19 protein-coding genes are annotated in these 20,225 nt (G+C 63.6%); 7 read left to right on the forward strand and 12 right to left on the reverse strand.

What is annotated here, in order from left to right; genetic code table 11:
* Positions 1 to 177: 177 nt before the first annotated feature.
* The 3 genes from E6B08_RS23430 to E6B08_RS23440 are packed head-to-tail and all read right to left on the reverse strand — an operon-like array spanning position 178 to position 1,854.
* Positions 178 to 444: an EexN family lipoprotein gene (locus E6B08_RS23430; RefSeq protein ID WP_115759653.1), complete on the reverse strand. Its 267-nt coding sequence runs from the start codon at positions 442 to 444 to the stop codon at positions 178 to 180.
* The gene (locus E6B08_RS23435; protein WP_115759654.1) at positions 441 to 1,385 is read right to left on the reverse strand and encodes a LysR family transcriptional regulator; all 945 of its coding nucleotides are present in this window, start codon (positions 1,383 to 1,385) and stop codon (positions 441 to 443) included. The genes E6B08_RS23430 and E6B08_RS23435 overlap by 4 nt, the downstream gene beginning before the upstream one ends.
* A 58-nt stretch (positions 1,386 to 1,443) precedes the next feature.
* Positions 1,444 to 1,854, reverse strand: coding sequence for a hypothetical protein (locus E6B08_RS23440; RefSeq protein WP_115759655.1), 411 nt, complete (start codon positions 1,852 to 1,854; stop codon positions 1,444 to 1,446).
* Positions 1,855 to 2,078: 224 nt separating this feature from the next.
* On the opposite strand from E6B08_RS23440, the gene E6B08_RS23445 reads away from it, so the two are divergent.
* Positions 2,079 to 2,930, forward strand: coding sequence for an AraC family transcriptional regulator (locus tag E6B08_RS23445; RefSeq protein ID WP_115759656.1), 852 nt, complete (start codon positions 2,079 to 2,081; stop codon positions 2,928 to 2,930).
* 128 nt (positions 2,931 to 3,058) lie between these two features.
* Complete coding sequence (locus E6B08_RS23450; protein WP_115759657.1) at positions 3,059 to 3,853, forward strand: SDR family NAD(P)-dependent oxidoreductase; 795 nt, start codon at positions 3,059 to 3,061, stop codon at positions 3,851 to 3,853.
* 44 nt (positions 3,854 to 3,897) lie between these two features.
* On the opposite strand, the gene E6B08_RS23455 is transcribed toward E6B08_RS23450, so the two are convergent.
* The 4 genes from E6B08_RS23455 to E6B08_RS23470 form a co-directional block, all read right to left on the reverse strand.
* On the reverse strand, positions 3,898 to 4,470 hold the full coding sequence (locus E6B08_RS23455) for a Fur family transcriptional regulator (protein ID WP_105807156.1): 573 nt from the start codon (positions 4,468 to 4,470) through the stop codon (positions 3,898 to 3,900).
* 124 nt (positions 4,471 to 4,594) lie between these two features.
* Complete coding sequence (locus E6B08_RS23460) at positions 4,595 to 6,037, reverse strand: efflux transporter outer membrane subunit (protein WP_238349257.1); 1,443 nt, start codon at positions 6,035 to 6,037, stop codon at positions 4,595 to 4,597.
* Between the two features lie 13 nt (positions 6,038 to 6,050).
* Positions 6,051 to 9,143, reverse strand: a complete 3,093-nt coding sequence (locus E6B08_RS23465) for an efflux RND transporter permease subunit (RefSeq protein WP_115759659.1) — start codon at positions 9,141 to 9,143, stop codon at positions 6,051 to 6,053.
* Positions 9,144 to 9,155: 12 nt separating this feature from the next.
* Positions 9,156 to 10,301, reverse strand: coding sequence for an efflux RND transporter periplasmic adaptor subunit (locus E6B08_RS23470; RefSeq protein ID WP_115759660.1), 1,146 nt, complete (start codon positions 10,299 to 10,301; stop codon positions 9,156 to 9,158).
* Positions 10,302 to 10,652: 351 nt separating this feature from the next.
* On the opposite strand from E6B08_RS23470, the gene fhuE reads away from it, so the two are divergent.
* From fhuE to map, 5 genes are all read left to right on the forward strand, one after another.
* Positions 10,653 to 12,968 carry a ferric-rhodotorulic acid/ferric-coprogen receptor FhuE gene (fhuE, locus tag E6B08_RS23475; RefSeq protein ID WP_236080026.1) on the forward strand — a complete coding sequence of 772 codons (2,316 nt, stop codon included), beginning with the start codon at positions 10,653 to 10,655 and terminating at the stop codon, positions 12,966 to 12,968.
* A gap of 59 nt (positions 12,969 to 13,027) precedes the next feature.
* Positions 13,028 to 13,486 (forward strand): hypothetical protein, encoded by a 459-nt coding sequence (locus E6B08_RS23480; protein ID WP_115759662.1) that lies wholly within the window; start codon positions 13,028 to 13,030, stop codon positions 13,484 to 13,486.
* Positions 13,473 to 13,880: a hypothetical protein gene (locus E6B08_RS23485; RefSeq protein ID WP_115759663.1), complete on the forward strand. Its 408-nt coding sequence runs from the start codon at positions 13,473 to 13,475 to the stop codon at positions 13,878 to 13,880. The genes E6B08_RS23480 and E6B08_RS23485 overlap by 14 nt, the downstream gene beginning before the upstream one ends.
* 110 nt (positions 13,881 to 13,990) lie before the next feature.
* Entirely contained in the window at positions 13,991 to 14,662 is a 672-nt protein-coding gene (locus tag E6B08_RS23490) for a siderophore-interacting protein (RefSeq protein ID WP_161564182.1), read from the forward strand.
* A 31-nt stretch (positions 14,663 to 14,693) separates the two neighbouring features.
* Positions 14,694 to 15,488, forward strand: coding sequence for a type I methionyl aminopeptidase (gene map, locus E6B08_RS23495; protein WP_105807194.1), 795 nt, complete (start codon positions 14,694 to 14,696; stop codon positions 15,486 to 15,488).
* 77 nt (positions 15,489 to 15,565) lie between these two features.
* Here the strand turns inward: map and E6B08_RS23500 are convergent, their stop codons facing one another.
* The 5 genes from E6B08_RS23500 to parA all read right to left on the reverse strand — a co-directional run bounded on the left by E6B08_RS23500 (position 15,566) and on the right by parA (position 20,057).
* The gene (locus tag E6B08_RS23500; RefSeq protein WP_115759665.1) at positions 15,566 to 17,551 is read right to left on the reverse strand and encodes a relaxase/mobilization nuclease and DUF3363 domain-containing protein; all 1,986 of its coding nucleotides are present in this window, start codon (positions 17,549 to 17,551) and stop codon (positions 15,566 to 15,568) included.
* Between the two features lie 436 nt (positions 17,552 to 17,987).
* Entirely contained in the window at positions 17,988 to 18,587 is a 600-nt protein-coding gene (locus tag E6B08_RS23510; RefSeq protein ID WP_115759667.1) for a S26 family signal peptidase, read from the reverse strand.
* A complete protein-coding gene (locus E6B08_RS23515) occupies positions 18,584 to 19,141 on the reverse strand; it encodes a DUF2840 domain-containing protein (protein WP_115759668.1) in 558 nt (185 codons plus the stop codon). The genes E6B08_RS23510 and E6B08_RS23515 overlap by 4 nt, the downstream gene beginning before the upstream one ends.
* Entirely contained in the window at positions 19,138 to 19,422 is a 285-nt protein-coding gene (locus tag E6B08_RS23520; protein ID WP_115759868.1) for a chromosome partitioning protein ParB, read from the reverse strand. Before E6B08_RS23520 ends, E6B08_RS23515 begins: the two co-directional genes overlap by 4 nt.
* On the reverse strand, positions 19,419 to 20,057 hold the full coding sequence (gene parA, locus E6B08_RS23525) for a ParA family partition ATPase (RefSeq protein ID WP_115759669.1): 639 nt from the start codon (positions 20,055 to 20,057) through the stop codon (positions 19,419 to 19,421). The genes E6B08_RS23520 and parA overlap by 4 nt, the downstream gene beginning before the upstream one ends.
* Positions 20,058 to 20,225: the final 168 nt, after the last annotated feature.

Genomic DNA, 20,225 nt, shown 5'->3' on the forward strand with positions numbered 1-20,225 from the left:
GCTGCATGACGCGAGGATCAGTGCCGGATCGGTGCCGGTCAAAGACCGTTATCGGGAGAAAGCTCTAGAAAAAAGAAAGAATTCGCGCGGCGTCGAGCCAAAGAAAAACGCCGCAAGCGAAGGCGCATTGCGGCGTGTATGGCGAGAAAACGGAATATGTTAGTGAATCGCCCGCGATCAGAACTTGGGCGGTTCCTTCGGCGGCGTGTACGGGGTCTTGCCATCGCCGTAGAACCGCTTGCGCGTAGCCTCGGCGACTCGGTTGCACAGCACGTCGCTCAGCTTGGCACGATCGGTCTTGCACTGCTGGCGCAACTCTTTCAGCCGCTCGGGATTGGATGCCAGCTCCTCAACGGTCGGCACCACGTCTTTCTTTTCCTGCGTTTCGGATGGGCCGCAGGCAGTCAATGCCACGGCCAGCAGGACCGGAATGGATTTCTTCATGACTCGGGTTCCTCCGGGGTGTCGGCATCAAGGCCCGGCGTGGTTCTGCTGCTTTCGGGTGATTCGATGGCCTGCACGCGGTCGATGAAGCGGGCGAGCATTTCCGAAGGCTCGCCTTCCGGGCGCAGCAGGTAGGTCGTCAGCAACGGTGAACGGCCTGTCAGTGGCCGTGCCACTACGCCAGGTTCCTGGCTGGCCAGGATGTGCGCGCAGCCCGTCACCCCCAGGGCGATGCCTGCGGACACCAACGCCATCATCAGGTCGCAAGACGCCACCCGTTCGGCCACCAGCGGTTCCATGTCCACACGGCGCAGCACGCGGTCAACCTGCCGTGCATGTCCTTCGCACGCCTGCGGATCACATAGCACTAGCGGATAGCGCAGCAGTTCTTCCAGGGGGATGCGCTTGTGGGCCAGGAGGGGATGCCGCGCCGGAACGGCTACCATCAGCGGGTCACTCCATACCGGCTCGGCAATGAGGCCATCGCCGACTTCATCGGCGCGAGCAAAGCCCACGTCGTACAGATCACCATGCAGCCCTTTGATCTGCTGCGACAGCGGCACCTCGAAGAAGCGGATTTCCACCTCGGGTTCTTCCTGCCGGCAGAGCGCCAGCAAGGTAGGTAAGCGCGACGGCGTGATGCCGTCCGACAGGGCAATGCGCAATTGGCTGTGGAAGCCATTGGCCGCGGCCTTCACGCTGTCGCGGGCCTGTTGCAAGGCCGAGAAGACGCGCGGCACATGCTCAAAGAACAGCTTGCCCGCACGAGTCAGGCGCGTGCTGCGCGTGGTACGTGCGAACAGCACCACGCCCAGATCTTCTTCCAGTTCCTTGATCGCCCGTGACAGGGGCGATTGCTCGACGTGCAGTTTCTCCGCTGCGCGGGCGAAGTGCAGTTCTTCCGCTACAGCCATGAAACAACGGAGGTGGCGTAATTCCATTGTTATCACCTCTTTCGGGACAACTCCCAGCTTTAGCACTCGTGGAAGTTAGTCGGGCCTAAAGTGCCCGTGTCTCTGCTTGTTCGCTTGGCAACAATGTCTGCGCCAAGGCCAGCGCCTCGTCCTTGGTGGCAACCATGAGCATGGGATAGCCCCAGAACTTCTCATACACCAAGGCGAACGCTTTAGTCGCCAGCCGCTTGGCGGTATTCGGCTCGATGTAGATCCCAGCCTTGACGAGGGCCCGCAATTCGCTCTTGTGGCGTTTCATCCAAAGCGAGGTTTGCTTCATTTCTTCCGGCGAATGTTCGTGATCGCCTTTATCAAGTCCCTCGTCGTTGAGCAGAACAAAGACTTTCTTGCGTGCGAGCAATGCCTCGAATTCGGCAAAAGGTGAAGCTTCGGGATCGGTGCCCGGCGCGTTCAGTCGCATCCAGACTAGAGGGAACTGCGTGGCGTCAATCTGCATGCCAATACTCCTTCGGAACATAACGAGAAATTGCCGGCGGCCATGCCTCGTCAGAAAAATGGGCCTCTCCCAGGTCAGGACGAGCCATGCTCCGAGCGAGCAGAACGGCCAGCATGTCAATTGCACGATACCTACGGAATGACTGGACGTCATTGCACAAGTTGGCCATAATATATTTCAATTAGGCCAACTCCTCGTCTTCGATCCGAGGTTCAGCACTCACCATGTCGAGCATTGCCATCACCGATCTGACTGTGACCAGGGACGTCGATAACGTTCCTCGGCCCGTTGTCGCCCTGAGTGCCACGTCGGTAACAAAGGACTGGGAGCATGCGAAGCATCAGCATCGCAAGGCGCAACTGCTTTACTCCGTTCGCGGCATCCTCAATTGCGAAATCGAAGATGGCGTCTGGATCGTGCCACCGCAGTGTGCTGTATGGATACCGGGAGACTTGCCCCACTCGGCCCGGGGATCGGGTGAAACGGAATGTTATTGCCTGTTCGTGGAGCCTGATGCCGCACCGGATCTTCCGAAAACCTGCTGCACGATTTCGGTATCCCCGCTGTTACGCGAGTTGCTTCTGAAGGCGGCAGGTTTTCCCGAGCTGTACGCGCTGGAGAGCCGGGAAGAACGGCTGATTGCCGCCCTGCTGGATGAGTTGGTGGCGGCTCCGGTGGAAGACCTGCATTTGCCGATGCCGCGCGATCCGCGATTGCGTCGGCTCGCGGAAATGCTGTTGGCCGATCCCACCGATAAAACCTCGAAGGGCGATTGGGCTATCCGCATTGGCATGAGCGAGCGAAGCATGAGCCGGCTCCTGCTGCACGAAATCGGGATGAGCTTCGGACGTTGGCGCCGGCAGCTGCATGTGATCCTTGCGCTTCAACGCCTGACCAAGGGCGAAAGCGTGCAGGCGGTGGCGTTGGAGCTGGGTTACGAAAATGCCAGTGGATTCGTCACCATGTTCCGCAAGGCGGTAGGCAAGCCGCCAGCACGATACCTCTCCGACCGAACGACCAGTGCTGAGTCTGCCCCCGTACCCGGCATCATGCTTCCCGATCAAGTCTCACCTTGACTGGATCGTGCGGCTACCCAACGCGCAAAGTTGTCTGGATTGAGTAACGCTTTGACCCAGTATCGCTATCAAGACTTCCGAAAAGGCCGATAGATTGGAGGCTTAGTAGGAAAAATTGGAGTTAGATCATGGATTTCGGACTAAAAGGTAGGCGGGCACTGGTGACTGGCTCAACAGCAGGCATCGGGCTGGCCACCGCCCGCGCATTGGCAGCAGAGGGAGCCTCTGTCACGGTAAATGGCCGAACTCAGGCTCGCGTCGATAGCGCAGTGGATGCGCTGAAACGCGAACTTCCCGGCGCAATCATTACCGGGATTGTCGCCGACCTGAGCCGTAGCGAAGGCTGTGAGTTTCTGACAGGGGAACTTCCAGACATCGACGTTCTGGTCAACAACCTAGGCATCTTCGAGCCCAAACCATTCGAGCAGATTCCAGACGCGGACTGGATTCGTTTCTTCGAGACGAATGTGTTAAGTGGAGTCCGCCTATCGCGCCATTACGTGCAGGGAATGCGGGCGCGCAACTGGGGGCGCATCGTGTTCGTATCGAGCGAATCGGCCTTGCAGATTCCCGCCGAAATGATCCATTACGGCATGACCAAGACTGCGCAACTTGCCATTTCACGCGGGCTTGCAGAGACGCTCGTAGGCACCGACGTCACGGTCAACAGCGTGCTTCCCGGCCCGACTGCCTCCGAGGGCGTTGGCGGCTTTGTTGCCGAATTAGCTGCGAGCCGCGGCGTTGATGCCGCAACCGTGGAGCGTGAGTTCTTCGCAACGGCCCGCCCATCTTCGGTGCTTCAACGTCTTTCGACGCCGGATGAGGTTGCCGCGATGATTGCCTATGTCTGTAGCGCGCGCGCATCTGCAACGACAGGCGCCGCGCTTCGCGTTGATGGTGGCGTGGTGCGGGCAATCGCATGAGGGATGAGTCCCTTTCGGATCAGGCGGTCTTGGCTTGAGACCGACTACTGTCCCCCCTTGCAGAGTTGCCGACATTTCGTACACGTCATGGTGATGGTAAAGGCTGGCTCCCTGTCGAGAGCGAAGCCTTCCTCGCGCGCCAGCGACCGCAGGTGTTCACGCAATACTTGGTCTTCAATGAAAACCAGTCGCGCACCACAGTGACATCGCAGTGTGTCGTAGTGGGCGTTTAGCCCGTCCGGTTTGATGGCATAGAACGCGCGCCCATGTGCGCCTTCCGTGCGAACCAGCAGCCCAGCAATCCATAAATCATTCAGCGCACGGTAGATCGAGGCCGGCGTGAGGCTATCGAGTTGCGTGCTGAGGATGCGATACATCTGGCTGGCATCGAGACAGCTCGGCGTCGCCTTCTCCAGCGCGTTCAAGACACTGGTACGAGCGATCGTCGGTCGCAGTCGGCTCGCCGCCAATCGTTGTTCCTGAGACAACATCGGCGATCTGGTCACGGGACTGGCTGCTGCGGTGTGCTTCATCATGTGTTTGCCCGACGGCAGGTTCTTGCTGCCGAATGATGTAATCAGGTCAATGATCCGAGGTGGGTCATCGTGCGGTTCCATATCTGTATTCCTTCGCTATGCCGGATCTGCGGTTGTTTGTGACAATGCGGACGGGCGTGGCTAATGGTTGGTCTCGGACATGGGCGCGATGGTGGGGCCGCCACCGCGCCCATGTCCGTAGGAGCTACTGCGTAGTGGCCTGTTCCCATCCGCCACCAAGCGCCTTGAACACGCTGACCCGTGCGGAACCTACGCGCTGGTCGGCAGCGGCTACCTGCGATTTCGTGTCGATCAGACTGGTCTGCGCGACGATCACGTCGAGGTAGCTGATAGACCCGGCGTGGTAACGCTGGTCGGCCAACTGGAAGGCTTTTTCGGCCCGGTCGCGCGCTTCGATCAGTGCCTCGCGCTGCTGCATCGCGGCGCCGTAGGCACTCAACGATTGTTCGGACTCCTTCAGGGCATTCAGCACGGCACCATCGAAGCTGGCCAACGATGCCGCGTTTTGCGCCTTTGCCTGTGCGATGCGGCTACGTGCGACCATCGTGTTGGGGAAGCTCCAGGAGATCAGCGGCCCGAAGGAGAACGACCAGGTGCGATTGCCTTTCAGGTAGTCGTTGCGCAGGTAGTTGCCAGAGGCGCCCAGCGTGACGCGCGGATAGAGGTCGGCCACAGCCACGCCGATGCGTGCGGTATCGGCGGCCAGTTGGCGCTCGGCCTGGCGCAAGTCCGGGCGGCGGCGCAGCAGCGCGGTGCCATCACCGATCGGCAGCGCCCCCGCGATCTCCGGTGCCTGGGTGCAGGCGCGCGCCGACTCGGGCACTTGCGACGGCGTGCGGCCCATCAGCGCGGCCAGCTCGAACAACGCGGCATCCCGCTGACCCTGCAACGGCGGCAAGGCGGCCCGGGCCTTGGCCAGCGTGACACCGGCCCGTTCCACATCCAGATGCGACGCTGAGCCGGCGTGTTCCTGGCGACTAACCAGATCCAGGCTGCGCTGAGCCAGTTCAATGGACGAGTGCGCGACGCCGATGGATTCGCCATAGGTGCAGGCGTCCACATAGGCGCGTGTCGTCTCGGCGACGACGACGACCTTGACGGCATCATGGGCAGCGGCGACTGCATCGGTGTCGTAGCGTGCGGCCTCGATGTCGCGCCTGACCCGGCCGAACAGATCGAGTTCGTAGGAGACGTCGAGGCCACCGCTGTAGCTCCATTGTGTGGGCGCCTGGCCGGTGCCCGTCCACGTGGACTGGTCGCGGCCGTAGCCTGCGCCCGCCGACACGTTGGTCGAGGGAAACAGGCCACCGCGCGCTTCGGTGTAGATGGCTCGTGCGCGGTCGAGGTTGGCCAGCGTCACGCGCAGGTTGGTATTGGCCGACAGGGCTTCCTGCACCAGATTGTCGAGTGCGGGATCGTCATACAGCTTCCACCAGTCCGCCGGCAGTGATGCAGCGGTGTCCGTATCGGCTGGCGTGCTGACGAAGGGGCCTGCCGCGGTTTCCGGCGTGGCCGGAGCGCGATAGTCGGGGCCGCTGGCGCAGCCTGCGGTGATCACGGCAACGGCAATGGCCATGAAGGCAGCGCGCCGAGGGGGAAACATGGCCGGATGCAAAGCAGTAGTCATGGCAGCAATCGGTTTAGAGCGCGACATCAGGGGCCTCCGCAGTGGCGAGTTCACGGGCGCGGGGACTTTCCGCTGCCGCCCGGTGATCCTTGGCGATGAAGCTGTAGATGGTGGGCAGCACGAACAGCGTGAAGAAGGTGCCGACCAGCATGCCCATCACCACCACAATGCCGATGGAAAAGCGGCTGGCTGAACCCGCGCCATCTGCGAACAGCAGCGGCACCAGGCCGGCGACCATAGCGGCAGTGGTCATCAGGACGGGGCGCATACGCACCGCTGCGGCCTTCTCGATGGCCTCGATGCGACTCAAGTTTTCGTGATGCTGGATGTGGTTTGCGAATGTGACCATCAGGATGCCGTGCTTGGAGATCAGGCCGATAAGCGTGACCAGTCCGATCTGTGTGTAGATATTGAGCGTGGCAAAACCCAGCCACAGCGGCACCAAGGCACCGCAGACCGCCAGCGGCACCGTCACCAGGATCACCAGCGGATCGCGCAGGCTCTCGAACTGCGCCGCCAGCACCAGGAAGATCACCACCAGCGCGAAGCAGAAAGACACCAGCAAGCGGTTGCCTTCCTGGACGAATTGGCGGCTGTCGCTGAGCCAGTCCACGCTGGTGCCGGGTGGCAGCGGCTGCGATTGCAGGAACTTCACGGCCTCGCCCATGCTTACGCCCGGTGCCGGCAGCATTTCCAGCGTGGCGGAGTTCATCTGGCCGAACTGGGTGAGCTGGTTGGCCTGCGGACGCATCTCGACGCGGGTCACGGTTGACAGCGGCACCAGCGCGCCGGAAGTCGCCTTGACGTAGAAGCGTCCGAGGTCTTCCGGCGTCATGCGTTCGCCACCGCGCACCTGCGGGATCACGTCGTAGGAGCGGTCGTGGAAGTTGAAGCGATTGACGTAGTTCTCGCCGACCAGCACCGCCAGCGTATCGGCGACGGACTGCATGGTCACGCCCATTTCGCTGGCCCTCGCATTGTCGATGGTGATATGCGCCTGCGGGCTGTCGTAGGACAGGTCGTTCTGCACGTAGAGGAACAACCCGCTGGCATAGGCGGCCGTCTTGATCTTCTCGCCGGTCTCGTACAGCGTCTGGAACTCATCGGGCGAGCGCAGCACCATTTGCACGGGTAGACCGCCGCTGGAACCCGGCAATGGAGGCATCTGCACGGCCGTGACGGTTTCTCCGTCGATGGCGGCGCCCGCAGCCTGGATCTGACCTTGGATTTCGGTGGCCGAACGCTTGCGCTCGGACCAGTCCTTCAGGATCGCACCGCCGAGCATCTGGTTCTGGCCGCCAGCAATGCCGGCGATATGCATGAAGCTGCTGTCGAACTCAGGGATCGACTCGAATATCTTCTCGATCTGCTCGGCATAGCGGGTGGTGTAGCCCACTCCCGCATACTGCGGCGCCTTGGTGACGGCCAGTACGATGCCCTGGTCTTCCATTGGTGCCAGTTCGTGGCGCGTGCCATTGAACAGCACCACGATGGCCGCCAATACCACCGCACCCACCAGCAGAACCGCGCCGCGCGCGGCCAGCGTGCGTGCCAGCAGGCGTCCGTAGAAAGCGGTCAGCCCTTGCATGGTGTGCTCGACGCGTTTGGCCAGTCGTCCCTCGCCCTGCGCCGAACTCAACAGCATCGAACTCATGACCGGCGAGAGTGTCAGTGCGACCACGCCCGAGACGATGACCGAGCCAGCCAGCGTGAAGGCGAACTCCTTGAACAGTGCGCCGGTCAGCCCCCCCATCATGCCGATGGGAGCGTAGACGGCCGCCAGCGTAATGGTCATGGCAATCACCGGCCCGACGATCTCGCGCGCGCCCAGCAGGGCTGCACGCACCGGCGTGTAGCCTTCCTCGATGTGGCGATGAATGTTCTCCACCACCACGATGGCGTCATCGACCACCAAGCCGATCGCCAGCACCATCGCCAGCAGCGTCAGCAGGTTGATCGAGAAGCCGCAGGCCAGCATCAGCGCGGCGGTGCCAACCAGCGACAGCGGGATGGTGACCACCGGAATGATGACCGCGCGGAAGGTGCCAAGGAATAGGAAGATCACCACGATGACGATCACGATCGCTTCGACCAGCGTGTGCTTGACCTCCTCGATGGAGGCGTTGACGAAGGTTGCGATGTCGTAGTTGGGCGAGACCTTCAGTCCAGGCGGCGCCATTTCGCGGATCTTGGGAATCAGTTCCTTGGCCTGCTTGACGATGTCGATCGGGTTGCCGTCGGGCGCGGGCTGGATGCCGATGAAGATCGCCGGCTTGCCGGTAGCGAACGCGGCGTTGTTGTAGTTCTGTCCACCAATCTCCACCGTGGCCACGTCGGACAGCCGCACCAGACCACCCTCGGGGCTGGACTTGATGACCATCTGGCGGAAGTCCTCGACGCCGCGCAGGTCGGTGGCGGCGCTGATGTTGGTGACGGTCAGCGCGCTCTTGAGCTGGCCTGGCGCGGCCTGCACGTTGTTGGCGCGCAGCGCGGCCGCAATCTCTCCGGCCGACAAACCGCGCGCGGCCAGCCTTACCGGATCGATCCAGATACGCATGGCCAGCGTCTGCCCGCCCATGATGTCTGCCGAAGCGACGCCGGGAATGCCGGTGAACAGCGGCTGCGCCACGCGGGTGGCGAAGTCTGTCACCTGCGGGATCGACAGCGTGTCGCTGTAGAAGGCGACGTACTGCACGGCGGTGCCGCCTTCGGTGGACTTGCTGATGACCGGATCGGTCACGCCAGTCGGCAACTGGTACTTGACCTGCTGCACCTTGGCGAGGATTTCGGTCATCGCGCGATCGGCATTGGCGTTGAGCACCAGCCGCGCCTTGATCTCGCTCTTGCCCTGCGTGGTGGTCGAACTGAGGTACTCGATGCCGCTGGCCGTGGCGATGGACTGCGCGATCGGTGTGGTCACGAAGCCTTGCATCACTTCCTGGGTCGCGCCTGGCAAGGTGGTGCTCACGCTGATGGTGGCGTTTTCGAGATAGGGGTACTGCCGCACGGGCAGCATGAACACGGCGGTGGCACCCATCAGCAGGATCAACAGGCTGACCACCAGTGCCAGGATGGGGCGGCGGATGAAAATGTCGGTGAAATGCATCGTGTCGTCTCCCTAGCGTGCGCTGGCGGTAGATGCCACCGCCGGGGCGGCACGCAGCACTGCGGCGGCAGGAGCGGCCGCGTTGATCTTCACCGTCGCGCCGGGCGGTAGCCGGTTCTGGCCCGCTGTCACCACGATGTCGCCGGGCTTGACGCCATGCGTCACTAGGACTTCCTCGCCGAGCCGGCGACCAGTGACGACCGGCACGGCGACCGCCTTACCGATTCCCTGCGCGTCGGCATCTTGCACGAGCACCACGCTGTCACCGGAAGCCGAAGTCTGGATCGCCGTCAGCGGCAACACGATGGCGTCGGTCGTGACGGGCAACGCCAGCCGCGCCGTCGCGTACATGCCGGACCTCAGCAGCCGATCGGCATTGGGCAACAGTGCTTGCACGGCCACGTTGCGGGTTTCGCCGTCGATGCGCGGTTCGATGGTGCTGATTTTGGCGGTGAATACCCGACCCGGCGCGGCGTCCACTGTGACCTGCACCGGCGCGCCCGGCGTCAGCTTGGACAAGTCCTGCTGCGGCAGCGTGAAGTTGACGTAGAGCGGGTCGAGCTGGGTCAGCGTGGCGATCGCATCGCCGGCATTGAGGTACTGGCCGGGATTGATCCGCCGGATGCCGATCTGGCCGGAGAACGGCGCGCGAATGCTTTTCTGCTGGATACGTGCGTCCAGTTGCCGCACCGCCGCGACGGCCTGGGCGGCCTCCGCCTTGCGTTGTTCGAGCAATTCACGTGGCTCGGCGCCGGTAGGGGCCAGTTCCTGCGAGCGCCGGAGTTGCAACTGGGTGAAATCGGCCTTGGCCGCAGCAGCGGCACGATCCGCTTGTTCGGGAGCGTCGTAGAGCTGAATCAGCACCGTCCCTTCCTTCACGGACTGGCCGGCGTCGAAATTGATGGCGGTCACGCGGCCCGACGTGTCGGGGGCCAGCAGCACTTCGCGCACGGCTTGCAAATTGCCGACGGCCTGCAACTCCTCGGCCACGCCGCGAGGTTCGGCGCGTATCGTCGAGACCGGCATCGGCGGCATGGCGTGGTGTTCAGCGCCACCGCTGCGGGTGGTACGCCAGGCATACAGCAGGCCGAAGACCACGACGAGGCCAATGACGCTGATAACAACGGGTTTGGCACGGGAGATAACGGCGGTGCTCATGCGTTCCTCCCGACGACAACGGGGATGGGGATGGCGCGTGATCGGCTGTGCGGGGCCGATCCACCAAGGCAAAGTGAGTGCATAGGGGAATTTCCTCGGGAAGAACGGGGTATTCGTTCGGCCGGCCAAGCACGCTGGATTGAGGCATGACAAACCACGATGAAGCGCAGTCTATCCGTGTGAGCACAGTTCTACATTGCGAAAGCAAGTCAATTTATTTCGCAATACGGCCAAAGGCATGGAGACAATTGAATTTGGCCTAACTGAATAACAATCTGGCTTAATTTCACCATCATGCCCGTTCAGTTCCATTGTCAAATAAAGCATCTAAACGCAAATGAGTATTGTTTGATGCTAGATCTCACGACTACTGGAAAGCTCCGTTGGCAAATTGATGTGCGCGCAATGCCCGCCGTCTATCCTCATCTGGATGGGCCGTGCAAGGGCGTCATGAGGAGCGCGCCCCGCACTATGCTTGGCTCGGCAGTTGCGGCGGCAATTTTCATTAGCGCGCAGGGCGCATTCGCCGCCGAGCCAACACAGATCCAAAACAAGGATGGGGAAAAATCGTCTCAAGAGGCGATGACCTTGCCGGCCGTCACCGTAACGGGCCGCGTGGATGCGGCGGCAACCGAGGGTACAGGTTCCTACACCACCGGCGAGACGGCGGCGGCGACCCGCCTGCCGCTGTCGCTGCGGGAAACACCGCAGTCGGTGACGGTCATCACGCGCCAGCGTATGGACGACCAGCAATTGAATTCGGTGCAGGACGTGCTGGAGAACACCACGGGCGTCGCGTCGTACCAGTCCGACAGCGAGAGAACGAGCTTCTATTCGCGCGGCTTCCTGATCAACAACATTCAATACGACGGCATACCCACTGTCGTCGGCGACATCATCAACGGCAGCGGCATCGGTTCTCTCGATACCGCGTTCTATGATCGTGTCGAAGTCGTGCGCGGCGCCTCCGGCTTGCTGACCGGCACCGGCAACCCCTCGGCCGCAATCAACTTGGTGCGCAAACGGCCGACCCGTGAATTCTCGGCGGCCGCCTCGCTCGGCGCAGGGAGCTGGGACACCTACCGGGGCATGGCCGACGTCTCGACACCGCTGACCGAGGACGGTCGCATCCGCGCGCGCATGGTGGGAACGTACCAGGACGGACACTCGTACATCGACGGCTACAAGCCGGAGAGGAAGGGGTTCTACGGCATCATCGAGGCGGATCTGACCGAGGACACGACGGTGAGCCTGGGCTACGACTATCAGGACATCACGCCGAAAGGCTCGACCTGGGGCGGCTTGCCGCTATGGTTCAGCGACGGCACGCAGGCGGAGTATTCGCGCTCCAAGACCTACGCGCAGGACTGGAGCTATTGGGACAACACGCTCAAGACGGCGTTTGCCGAAATCGAGCACCGCTTCGCCAACGGCTGGAACGTCCGGGCCGTCGCCAACCAGTACCGCACCGAATACGATGCCGAGTTACTCGGCTTGGTCGGTTACCCCGATCGCAGCACGGGACTGGGTACCTATCCCTACGGGGCCTATCCGGTGGCACTGGCGGCCCAAGGGCGCAGCCGTCAAAACACCTTCGATGTGATGGCCAGCGGCCCCTTCGAGCTGCTGGGCCGTCAGCATGAACTGGTGGTCGGGGCGACGAGTTCGCGTCGCACCGCCAGCAAGGAGGAAGTCTCGCCGTTCTATCCAGGCTTTGTGCCAGTCAATGTCTATGACCTGAGCACTGCCTATCCCCGACCCGACTTCGATGCCATGGCTTCGATCCCGACGCGCACCAGGATCAAGCAGAGCGGCTTCTACAGCGCCGCCCGGTTTTCGCTGGCCGATCCTCTGAAGCTCATCGTCGGCGGCCGCTTCAGCAACTATGAAATCGACGAGAGCGTCAGCGGCACGCCTTTCCACTACAAGAAGACCAGCGAATTCACCCCATATGCCGGCTTGATCTACGACATCGGCAAGACCTACTCGGCCTACCTCAGCTACACCGGCATCTTCAACCCGCAGACCGATTATCGGGACAGCAACGGCAACGTGCTCATGCCGTCCAAGGGGAAAACCAAGGAAATCGGCCTGAAAGGCGAGTACCTCGACGGGCGTCTGAATGCGTCGGTCGCCTTGTTCGAGACCGAGCTGGACAACGCGGCACAGATCGTCGCCGGAAGCTATACGCCAGGCGGCGCCCAAGCCTACAAAGGCGTCGATGGCACGAAGTCGCGCGGGATCGAGCTGGACTTACAGGGCGAGTTGGCGCGTGGCTGGAACATCTACGCTGGTATCGCCCACTTCACGGCGAAAGATGGCGATGACGTCCGCTTGAATTCGCAAATACCGCGCACCACGGCCCAGCTATTCACCACCTACCAGTTGCCGGGAGAGTGGAACAAATTGACGCTGGGTGGAGGCGTCAAATGGCAAAGCCGCATCTACCAGGCCCCAAACACCGGCACCAGCTCACTGGGCGGGGAGCAGAGTTCTTATGCCCTGGTGTCACTGGTGGGGCGTTACGCCATCACGAAGAAGATCAACGTGGCAGTCAACGTCAACAACTTGTTCGACAAGAAGTACGCGCTACAGAAGGGCGACTTCGACACCGTGACTTATGGCGCACCGCGCAACGTGATGGTGACGCTGAACTACAAGTTGTGAGTGTGCCCGCGTGGCGCATCCGCCCTCCCGAATATCCGAGCTTCGCCAGAGAGAAAGCCATGTTGTCCAAATCCCCGCCCTGCCAGCAGCCCCCTGTGACCGTGACCCACCAACAGAACAGGATTGCCTTGTTCTGGCTGACCACCGCCGTTGGTGCCGTGCTATTCGTGACGCTGCAATCGTTCTCCTACGTCAACGACTACGTGGTGGCGCACGGCGCGATGCCCACCATCACGTTCGATGCCGGCGCGCTGTGGATGGTCTCCGCGTTCTATGGCGCCTGGATCGTCACGGTACTGCTGGCCTTGGCCGGAACTGCCAGGACGCAATGGGCCGCACTGAGTCTTGGCGGCCTGATGGTCATCCTGAACACCGCCGCTGGAGTCTTCGATGGGCTGCGGGATGGCGGGCACATCGCGTTCTCGGCCGTGTTCTTCATCGCGCTGCCCGGCCTATGCGCCATCGTCGCGGCCTGGCGCCACCTCAAGAGCAAAGGAGCACGTGATGTCGATGAATAGCTCGAACTTCCCCTTCGTCTGGATGAGTTTTTCGCAGGAGCCGGGGCATGACCCCGAAAAGGACTTCGAGGAATTCGAGGCCAACCTGAAGCGCGGCGAACCGTTCGTGCTGCTGAGCGATTCGGCGCCGGACGCAGACCATGAGCACACGCCGGAAGAAAAGAAGCGCACTTCGCTCTGGATGAAGAAGCACAAGACCGAGTTGCGCAAGCTGGTTCTGGCGATGGTCCTGGTCGAACCCAGCCCGGCCAAGCGCCTGGGCTTCAAGGCGTTTGCGGTGGTCTTCGCCAAGTTCTGGGGCTACCCGTTGATTCTTGCTTCGTCACGCGAGGAAGCGATGGAGATGGCCAAGGGACTGCTGCCTGGGCACCCCACGTCAGCCGCTGCGTCGTAGCGCGCAATGGCCCGCCATCGATCATCGAGCATACCGATATGTCATCCGAACGTCCCCCTTACCAACTGCATCCCGTGACGGTCACCCGCTGCCAGCAGGTTGCGCCACACATGAAGCGCATCACCATTGATGGCAGTTGCCTGTCCACGCTGCGGCCCGGTCTTCCGTCCCAATGGTTCAAGCTGTTCGTCCCGCTGGGAAACGGCCAACGCAGCAGCGGGCGAGCCTATACGGTTCGCTGCTTCGACCAGGCCACCCATGAACTTGACATCGACATCTTTCTGCACGGCGACAACGGCCCCGTGTCCGCCTGGGCCGAGCGCGTGCAGGTCGGCGATGGGTTCGAGATCAGCGACGTGCATCCGCGCAGCGGCTTTTCCATCGATCCCGCCACGGAACACTACCTGCTGTTCGGTGACGAAACGGCATTGCCCGCGATCGGTGCGATCCTGGAAGCACTGCCGGCGCACGCCAAAGCGCAAGTGTTTGCTGAGGTGGCCAACCCAGCCGAGCGGCAGGCTCTGACCAGTGCAGCCGCATTGTCCGTGAGTTGGCTGTTCCGTGACGACGACGCGCAAGCGTCTTCCATGCCGCTGCTGGAAGCTGCCCCCAAGGCGTTGGACGTTGCAGGGGACGCCGCGATGATTTGGGTCGCGGCCGAATCCGCGCAGGTAGCCGCCATTCGCAGGCTGATGAAAGTGCGTGGCGTCGATCGAACCCGCCTGAATGCAACGGGCTACTGGAAACGCGGCGAGGCCGACCACCGCGACGAAGAGGCGTGAGTCGTCCGCTAAGAGGAAGATTGTTATGGACATGCGTAAGCGAGGTTTTATCAAGTCGCCGGCGGAAATCGCCATGGCGCGCGCCGCCGGGGCGCTGGCCGCCGAGGTGCTGCACATGATTTCGGCGCATGTGAAGCCGGGCGTCACCACCGAAGAACTAGATCGCCTGTGCCACGACCACATCGTCAACGTGCAGCGGGCCGTTCCCGGCAACGTCGGCTACCACGGCTTCCCGAAGACCGTCTGCACTTCCGTCAACCACGTGGTCTGCCACGGCATTCCTTCGACGCAGAAGGTCTTGAAGAAGGGGGACATCGTCAATATCGACATTGCCGTCGTCAAGGACGGCTGGTTCGGCGACACCAGCCGCATGTACTTCGTCGGCGAGCCCGGCCCGCTGGCGCGTCGGCTGGTGGACACGACCTACGAAGCGATGTGCGCCGGCATTCGGGCCGTGCGTCCCGGCGCCACGCTGGGCGACGTCGGGTATGCCATCCAGACCGTGGCGCAACGCGAACGGTTCAGCGTCGTGCGCGAATACTGCGGCCACGGCATCGGACAGGTCTACCACGACGAACCGCAGGTACTGCATTACGGCAGTCCCGGCCAAGGGCTGCGGTTGGAGGAAGGCATGGTCTTCACCATTGAGCCGATGCTCAACGCCGGCAAGCCTGATACCAAGCAGCTCGGCGACGGCTGGACTGTCGTCACGCGAGACCATTCACTGTCCGCGCAGTGGGAGCACATGGTCGCGGTGACGGCCGAGGGATTCGAGGTACTGACGCCTTGGCCTGAGGGCACCGGCCGCTACAACGCTATTGCTTGAAGGAGAAGTCAGAGTTTTGCGATTCAAACTGGCGACCGTGCATTTCTCCACAAGCGATCAAGCCAACGGTGGTGGGGTCATACTATGGATTGCCCACGCTTCCGCCCAATCTCCCACGATACCCCGCCACCGTGCACCGTCGCGGCAATCTGTTGCCCCAGCCGCTGCTCGATCACTGACCTCCACGGCACCAGCGAGAAGCCCATGCCATCATCGAGCATCGCGTAGCGTCCGCTGGCGAGCATGACGGAGCGCCGGTAGATGCCAGCTACGCGCTGCCCGTCCGCAACCGGGCGATGCTCCAGGCCGGTGTCGGCGGCAATGTCCTTGGCGGCTTGCGCCAGTTCCCGATTGCGCAACGTGCCCAGCAGATTGCGGGCGAGGATTACGCGCTGCCCGCGCCGTTGGGCCAACCCCTGTTCTTCGAGGAAGTCAGTGCGCTGCTGCAAGGCTCCCTTGGTGTCGCCACCAAAGCCCAGGTCGCCCAGCCCTCGGCCGCCGCCGATCAACTGCTGATCCAGCCAGGTCGCGCCGATCACGCGCGCCTGCCGCTCGATGGGCAAGTGCGATTTCAGCTCCACGGTGACACCACCCAGCCGCTGTGCGTCGTACTGGCGGCCACGTTCGGCCAGGTCGTCCGGCACCTTCCATAACCCTTCAGCCACGCGCTCTACGATGCCGGCGCGGCGCAGTGCTTCCAGCCGGCGAACGTGGGCGGCGACAACCTCCTGCGGATCGTGTCCGGGCTTGACCCGGCCTTGCTCGATCGCCAGGTGGTGATCGGTGCGGTACAAGCCATCGCTCGCCAGCGCGGCGATGTTCTTGTCGGCCGCGCGCAGGTTGGCCGATCCCCCCTTCACTTCCACCACCGCGCCGGTGGGATAGTTCGCCAGCTCGTCGCGGGCGTTCAAGGCAACGTAGTGGGCCTTGCCGTCAATGCCGTCGATGACCAGATAGCCGCGGTCGTGCAGCTCGTCGGCCAGCCCCTTGGCAGCGACGCGGCCGACGATGGTGCGGCCGTCGTCGCCCGGCTCGAACACCGCCAGCTCGCGCGGCTCACCGCGCATGGCACGCTGCATCGTTCGGATAATGTCGCCACGTTCGCCCAAGGCGCGCAAGGTCTTTTCCGCGTCCGCATGCACGGCCCAGGTGCCAGGCTGCACCTCGTCGGCCAGGCCCAGGCGCTGCAAGCGTTGCAGGCGACCGATCAGCAGCAGGCGCTGGCGTTGCAGCGTCGGTTCGTTGAAGCGTTCGACCTGCACCCGGCCATCCTCGCCGGCCTCACGTTGCAGGGTACGGTCGAGGCTCGTCCACCGCTCTTGCTCCACCTCGCGCTGCAAGGTCTGCTGAATCTCCAGTTCGGTGCGCGGCCCCAGCCATTCCGTCGCCAGCTCGGCGGCCCGATGGCGGAAGCCGTGGGCGATATAGTCGCCCGTGATGATGAGGTCTTTGCCGGTGTCGTCGCGCCCGCGCACGATCAAGTGGGTGTGCGGGTTGTCGGTGTTCCAGTGATCGACCGCCACCCAATCCAGCCGCGTGCCCAGGTCGGCTTCCATGCGGCCCATCAGGTGCCGCGTGTACGTGCGCAGGTCGTCCAGTTCGGCCCCATCTTCCGGCGAGACGATGAAGCGGAAATGGTGCCGGTCGTCGGCGCAGCGTTCCTTGAAGGCATCCAAGTCGGCTTCGTCGGCCTGCGGCCCGTAGGCCCGACCCGGTTCGCCATCGCGGCCCGCGCCGTCGCGCTCGACGTAGCGCAGGTGCTTGGCGAGAGATTGCGGACTGGCCCGCTGGTGATTGACCAGCAAGGTCTTGATGGTCACGCGCCGCGACATGGACGTCAGCTTCGCGCCCGCGAAACGCGCCGCCGTATGGCCGCGCCCCAGGCGCGAGCCGGGACGCTGGCCGGTGCCAGCCGCCCCAGGACGGCGCACCGCCGACTTGCCGCTGCTGGCTTTCCCGGCCTGCTTGAGTACCTTGGAAACGAAGCTCTGGCCCTGGCCTTTGCCCCGGTTTTTCGGGGCGCTGGGGCGCACCCGGAAATCGTCGTCGCGGCGGTCGGTCATGGCCGTTCTCCCTGCAAGCTCCAGCGTGTCCTGTCGTGCGAAGCACGCGGACATGCCTGCATTGGCGCGACCTTCGCGCCGAACGCGGCACGGCGGCAAAGCCGCTCCGTGCCGCGCCACCCCCATGTGCAGACTGGCTTTCGACGCGGCCCGGTGCCGCGTCCTTTTGTCTTGCCTTCCGCCTTTGCCCCTCGCTGTCGCTCCGGGCGTCGGCGGCCCGGCGGCGCGTCGTTGCTTGCAGCCAGCGCGCCGGCGAACGCGCCAATGGCCGCAGGCCGGGCGCGTTCGAGGCAAGACGCCTGCACGTTGGACGGCTGCGCCGGATGCTGTGCGACGTGCGGTGCGAATGCACCTGCACGGCAGGCGCGGCGACATGGCAGCAGGCAGCGGAACGACATGCCCGATAGCACACCGGAGCGCAGCGAATCGGCGGCCATCATGGGCGTGTCTCCAGCCAGATCGGGCGCGCAACGCCGATCACGGTGGATGCGCTGACCGGGCCGAAATATCGGCTGTCGAACGATGCCGGATTGGTCACGCTCAACAGGAACAGCTCGCCCGGTTCGAGGCGGCGGCAAAGCGGCAAGGACGGCAGCGCCCGGCCCATCCGATCGGCGGGCAGCACGGCGGCCGAAGGGACGCCGTCGATGCGTACCTGACCGGCGACGATGCAGACGTGTTGCGGCGCGACCGCGCCCACACGTTTGAGCAGCGGCACGCGCACCGGCAGATAGCCGCGCTGCGCAGCGAGTGTGGCGGCCGTGGCCGGCAACGGCACCAGCACGATGCTGTCCACGGACAAGGGACGTGGCAGCGAGGCGGTGCGCGGGTCGAACAGGTCAATGCGATACCAGCCGACTGCCACGCTGTCGGACGGGTTGTAGGTCAGGCGCGGCAGCGGCGACACGAAAGCCGCCCAGGCCAGCGCAGCAAAGCCGATGGTGGCCAGTGTCGCCAGCACGATGCGAGCGCGCAGGCGTGAGCGAGGACGCGGCGCGGTGCCTGTGGTGCTGGCCGTGCTGATTGGGGCGGTCATGGCAGCCCCCTCCCGGCCAGCCAGGCGGCGTGCCGTTCGGCCGTGTATTCGGGCAGCGCAAAGCGCGCCGCCAGACGGTTGCCCAGCGTGCGCCAGTACGCGGGCGACACGTCGATGGCGGCGATGCCCAGCGTCTCGATGCCGTCAATGCGTTCCAGCACGGCACGCACGCTGGCATCGCCTTCGGCGTGCAGCAGCAAGCGCGCGCCCGGCTGCACGCCGGGAATGCGCTGCATGGTGTCCAGTGGCGTGCACGCCTGCATCACCATGAGCTGCCAGCGGATCGTTCCGTAGTCGTTGGCCTGCCAGCGGATGCGGCAGAGCATCGCGCCCGGCAGGAACACCGCGCTACGCCGCCAGCGGTCGAGCTGGTGGGTACGTGCGGGTTCGCCGAAGCGCAGGTAAAGCTTGAAGCGGGCCTCGATGTAGGCCAGCGCCACGCGCGTCAGCGGTGCGCTGGCGGGCTGGCTGGAAGGCGCGATGAATGGTGGCTGTGGCGCAGCCGTGGCCGCGACAGCGGCAGGCGCGGCGGCTGGTGCAGTGGATGCGGTCATGGTGTGTTCTCCCTGGAGTGCTCGGGAAACTCCCGCTCCAGCAGTCCGCGCAGCAGATCGGCCACGGTCACGCCTTGCGTGAAGGCCGACACCTTGATGCGCGCCCGCATGGCGGGTGTGATGTCGAGGGTCAGGCGCGCGGTGTAGAGGTCGCCTTTGCCCAGCGCATCGGCGTCGCCCTGGCGAATCCACGCCTCGGCGTGCGGATTCGCGGGCGGACGTGTGCCGATGCCGACGCGCTTGCCCGTGCGTTTACCGTTGGGTGGCTGCTGCGCTGTCATGTCGGCCACCGCAGCAGTTCGTCCACCAGGGCGGTGATTTCGCGGGCGGCGGCGCTGTCGGGCGCTGTCTCGCGTGCGAGCCGGCCAGCGGCCACGCTGTCGGCGAACACGATGCGCTGATGCACTTCCGAGCGCAGCGCAGGCAGCGGCTGTTCGGCCAGCGATTGCCGCGCTTCGCGCCCGATGACGGTGGTGCTGACGCGCCGGTTGATGACGAAGGCTGCACGGAGCAGCGGACGGAACACCTGCGCTTCGCGGATCAGCGCCACCATCTCAGCGCTGGCCCACACGTCATAGGGGCTGGGCTGCACCGGGATCAGCACACGCTCGGCCGCCAGCAGCGCGGAGCGCGCCAAGGCGGCAATCCTGGGTGGCCCATCAATGACGACGTGATCGGCCCGCCTGGCGAGTTCTGGCGCTTCCTGATGCAGCGTTTCGCGGGCCAGGCCCACGGCGCTGAACAGCCGTGGCAAGCCTTGCTGGCTTCTGCGCTGCGTCCAGTCCAGCGACGAACCCTGCGGGTCGGCATCCAGCAGCACGACATGCTGGCCGCGCAGCGCCAGTTCGCCCGCGATGTGCGTGGCGAGCGTGGTCTTGCCGACACCGCCTTTCTGGTTGAGCAGAGCGAGGATCATGGCGCGGCCCTCCCTGCTGGAAAGCCGGGCTGTCGCCTCTGCATTTCGTGCCGTTTGGCAGTTGTCCACCGAAACGGCGCGCTTCTACTAAAAGTTATGTATTTACTGTTAGGGAAGTTAAGGGGCGAAAAAAACCAGTATTGGCGCGGCTTTGCAGCCGATTTTGTT

The organism is Pseudomonas putida (genome assembly GCF_005080685.1).
In the GTDB taxonomy this organism is placed as follows: Bacteria; Pseudomonadota; Gammaproteobacteria; order Pseudomonadales; family Pseudomonadaceae; genus Aquipseudomonas; species Aquipseudomonas putida_V.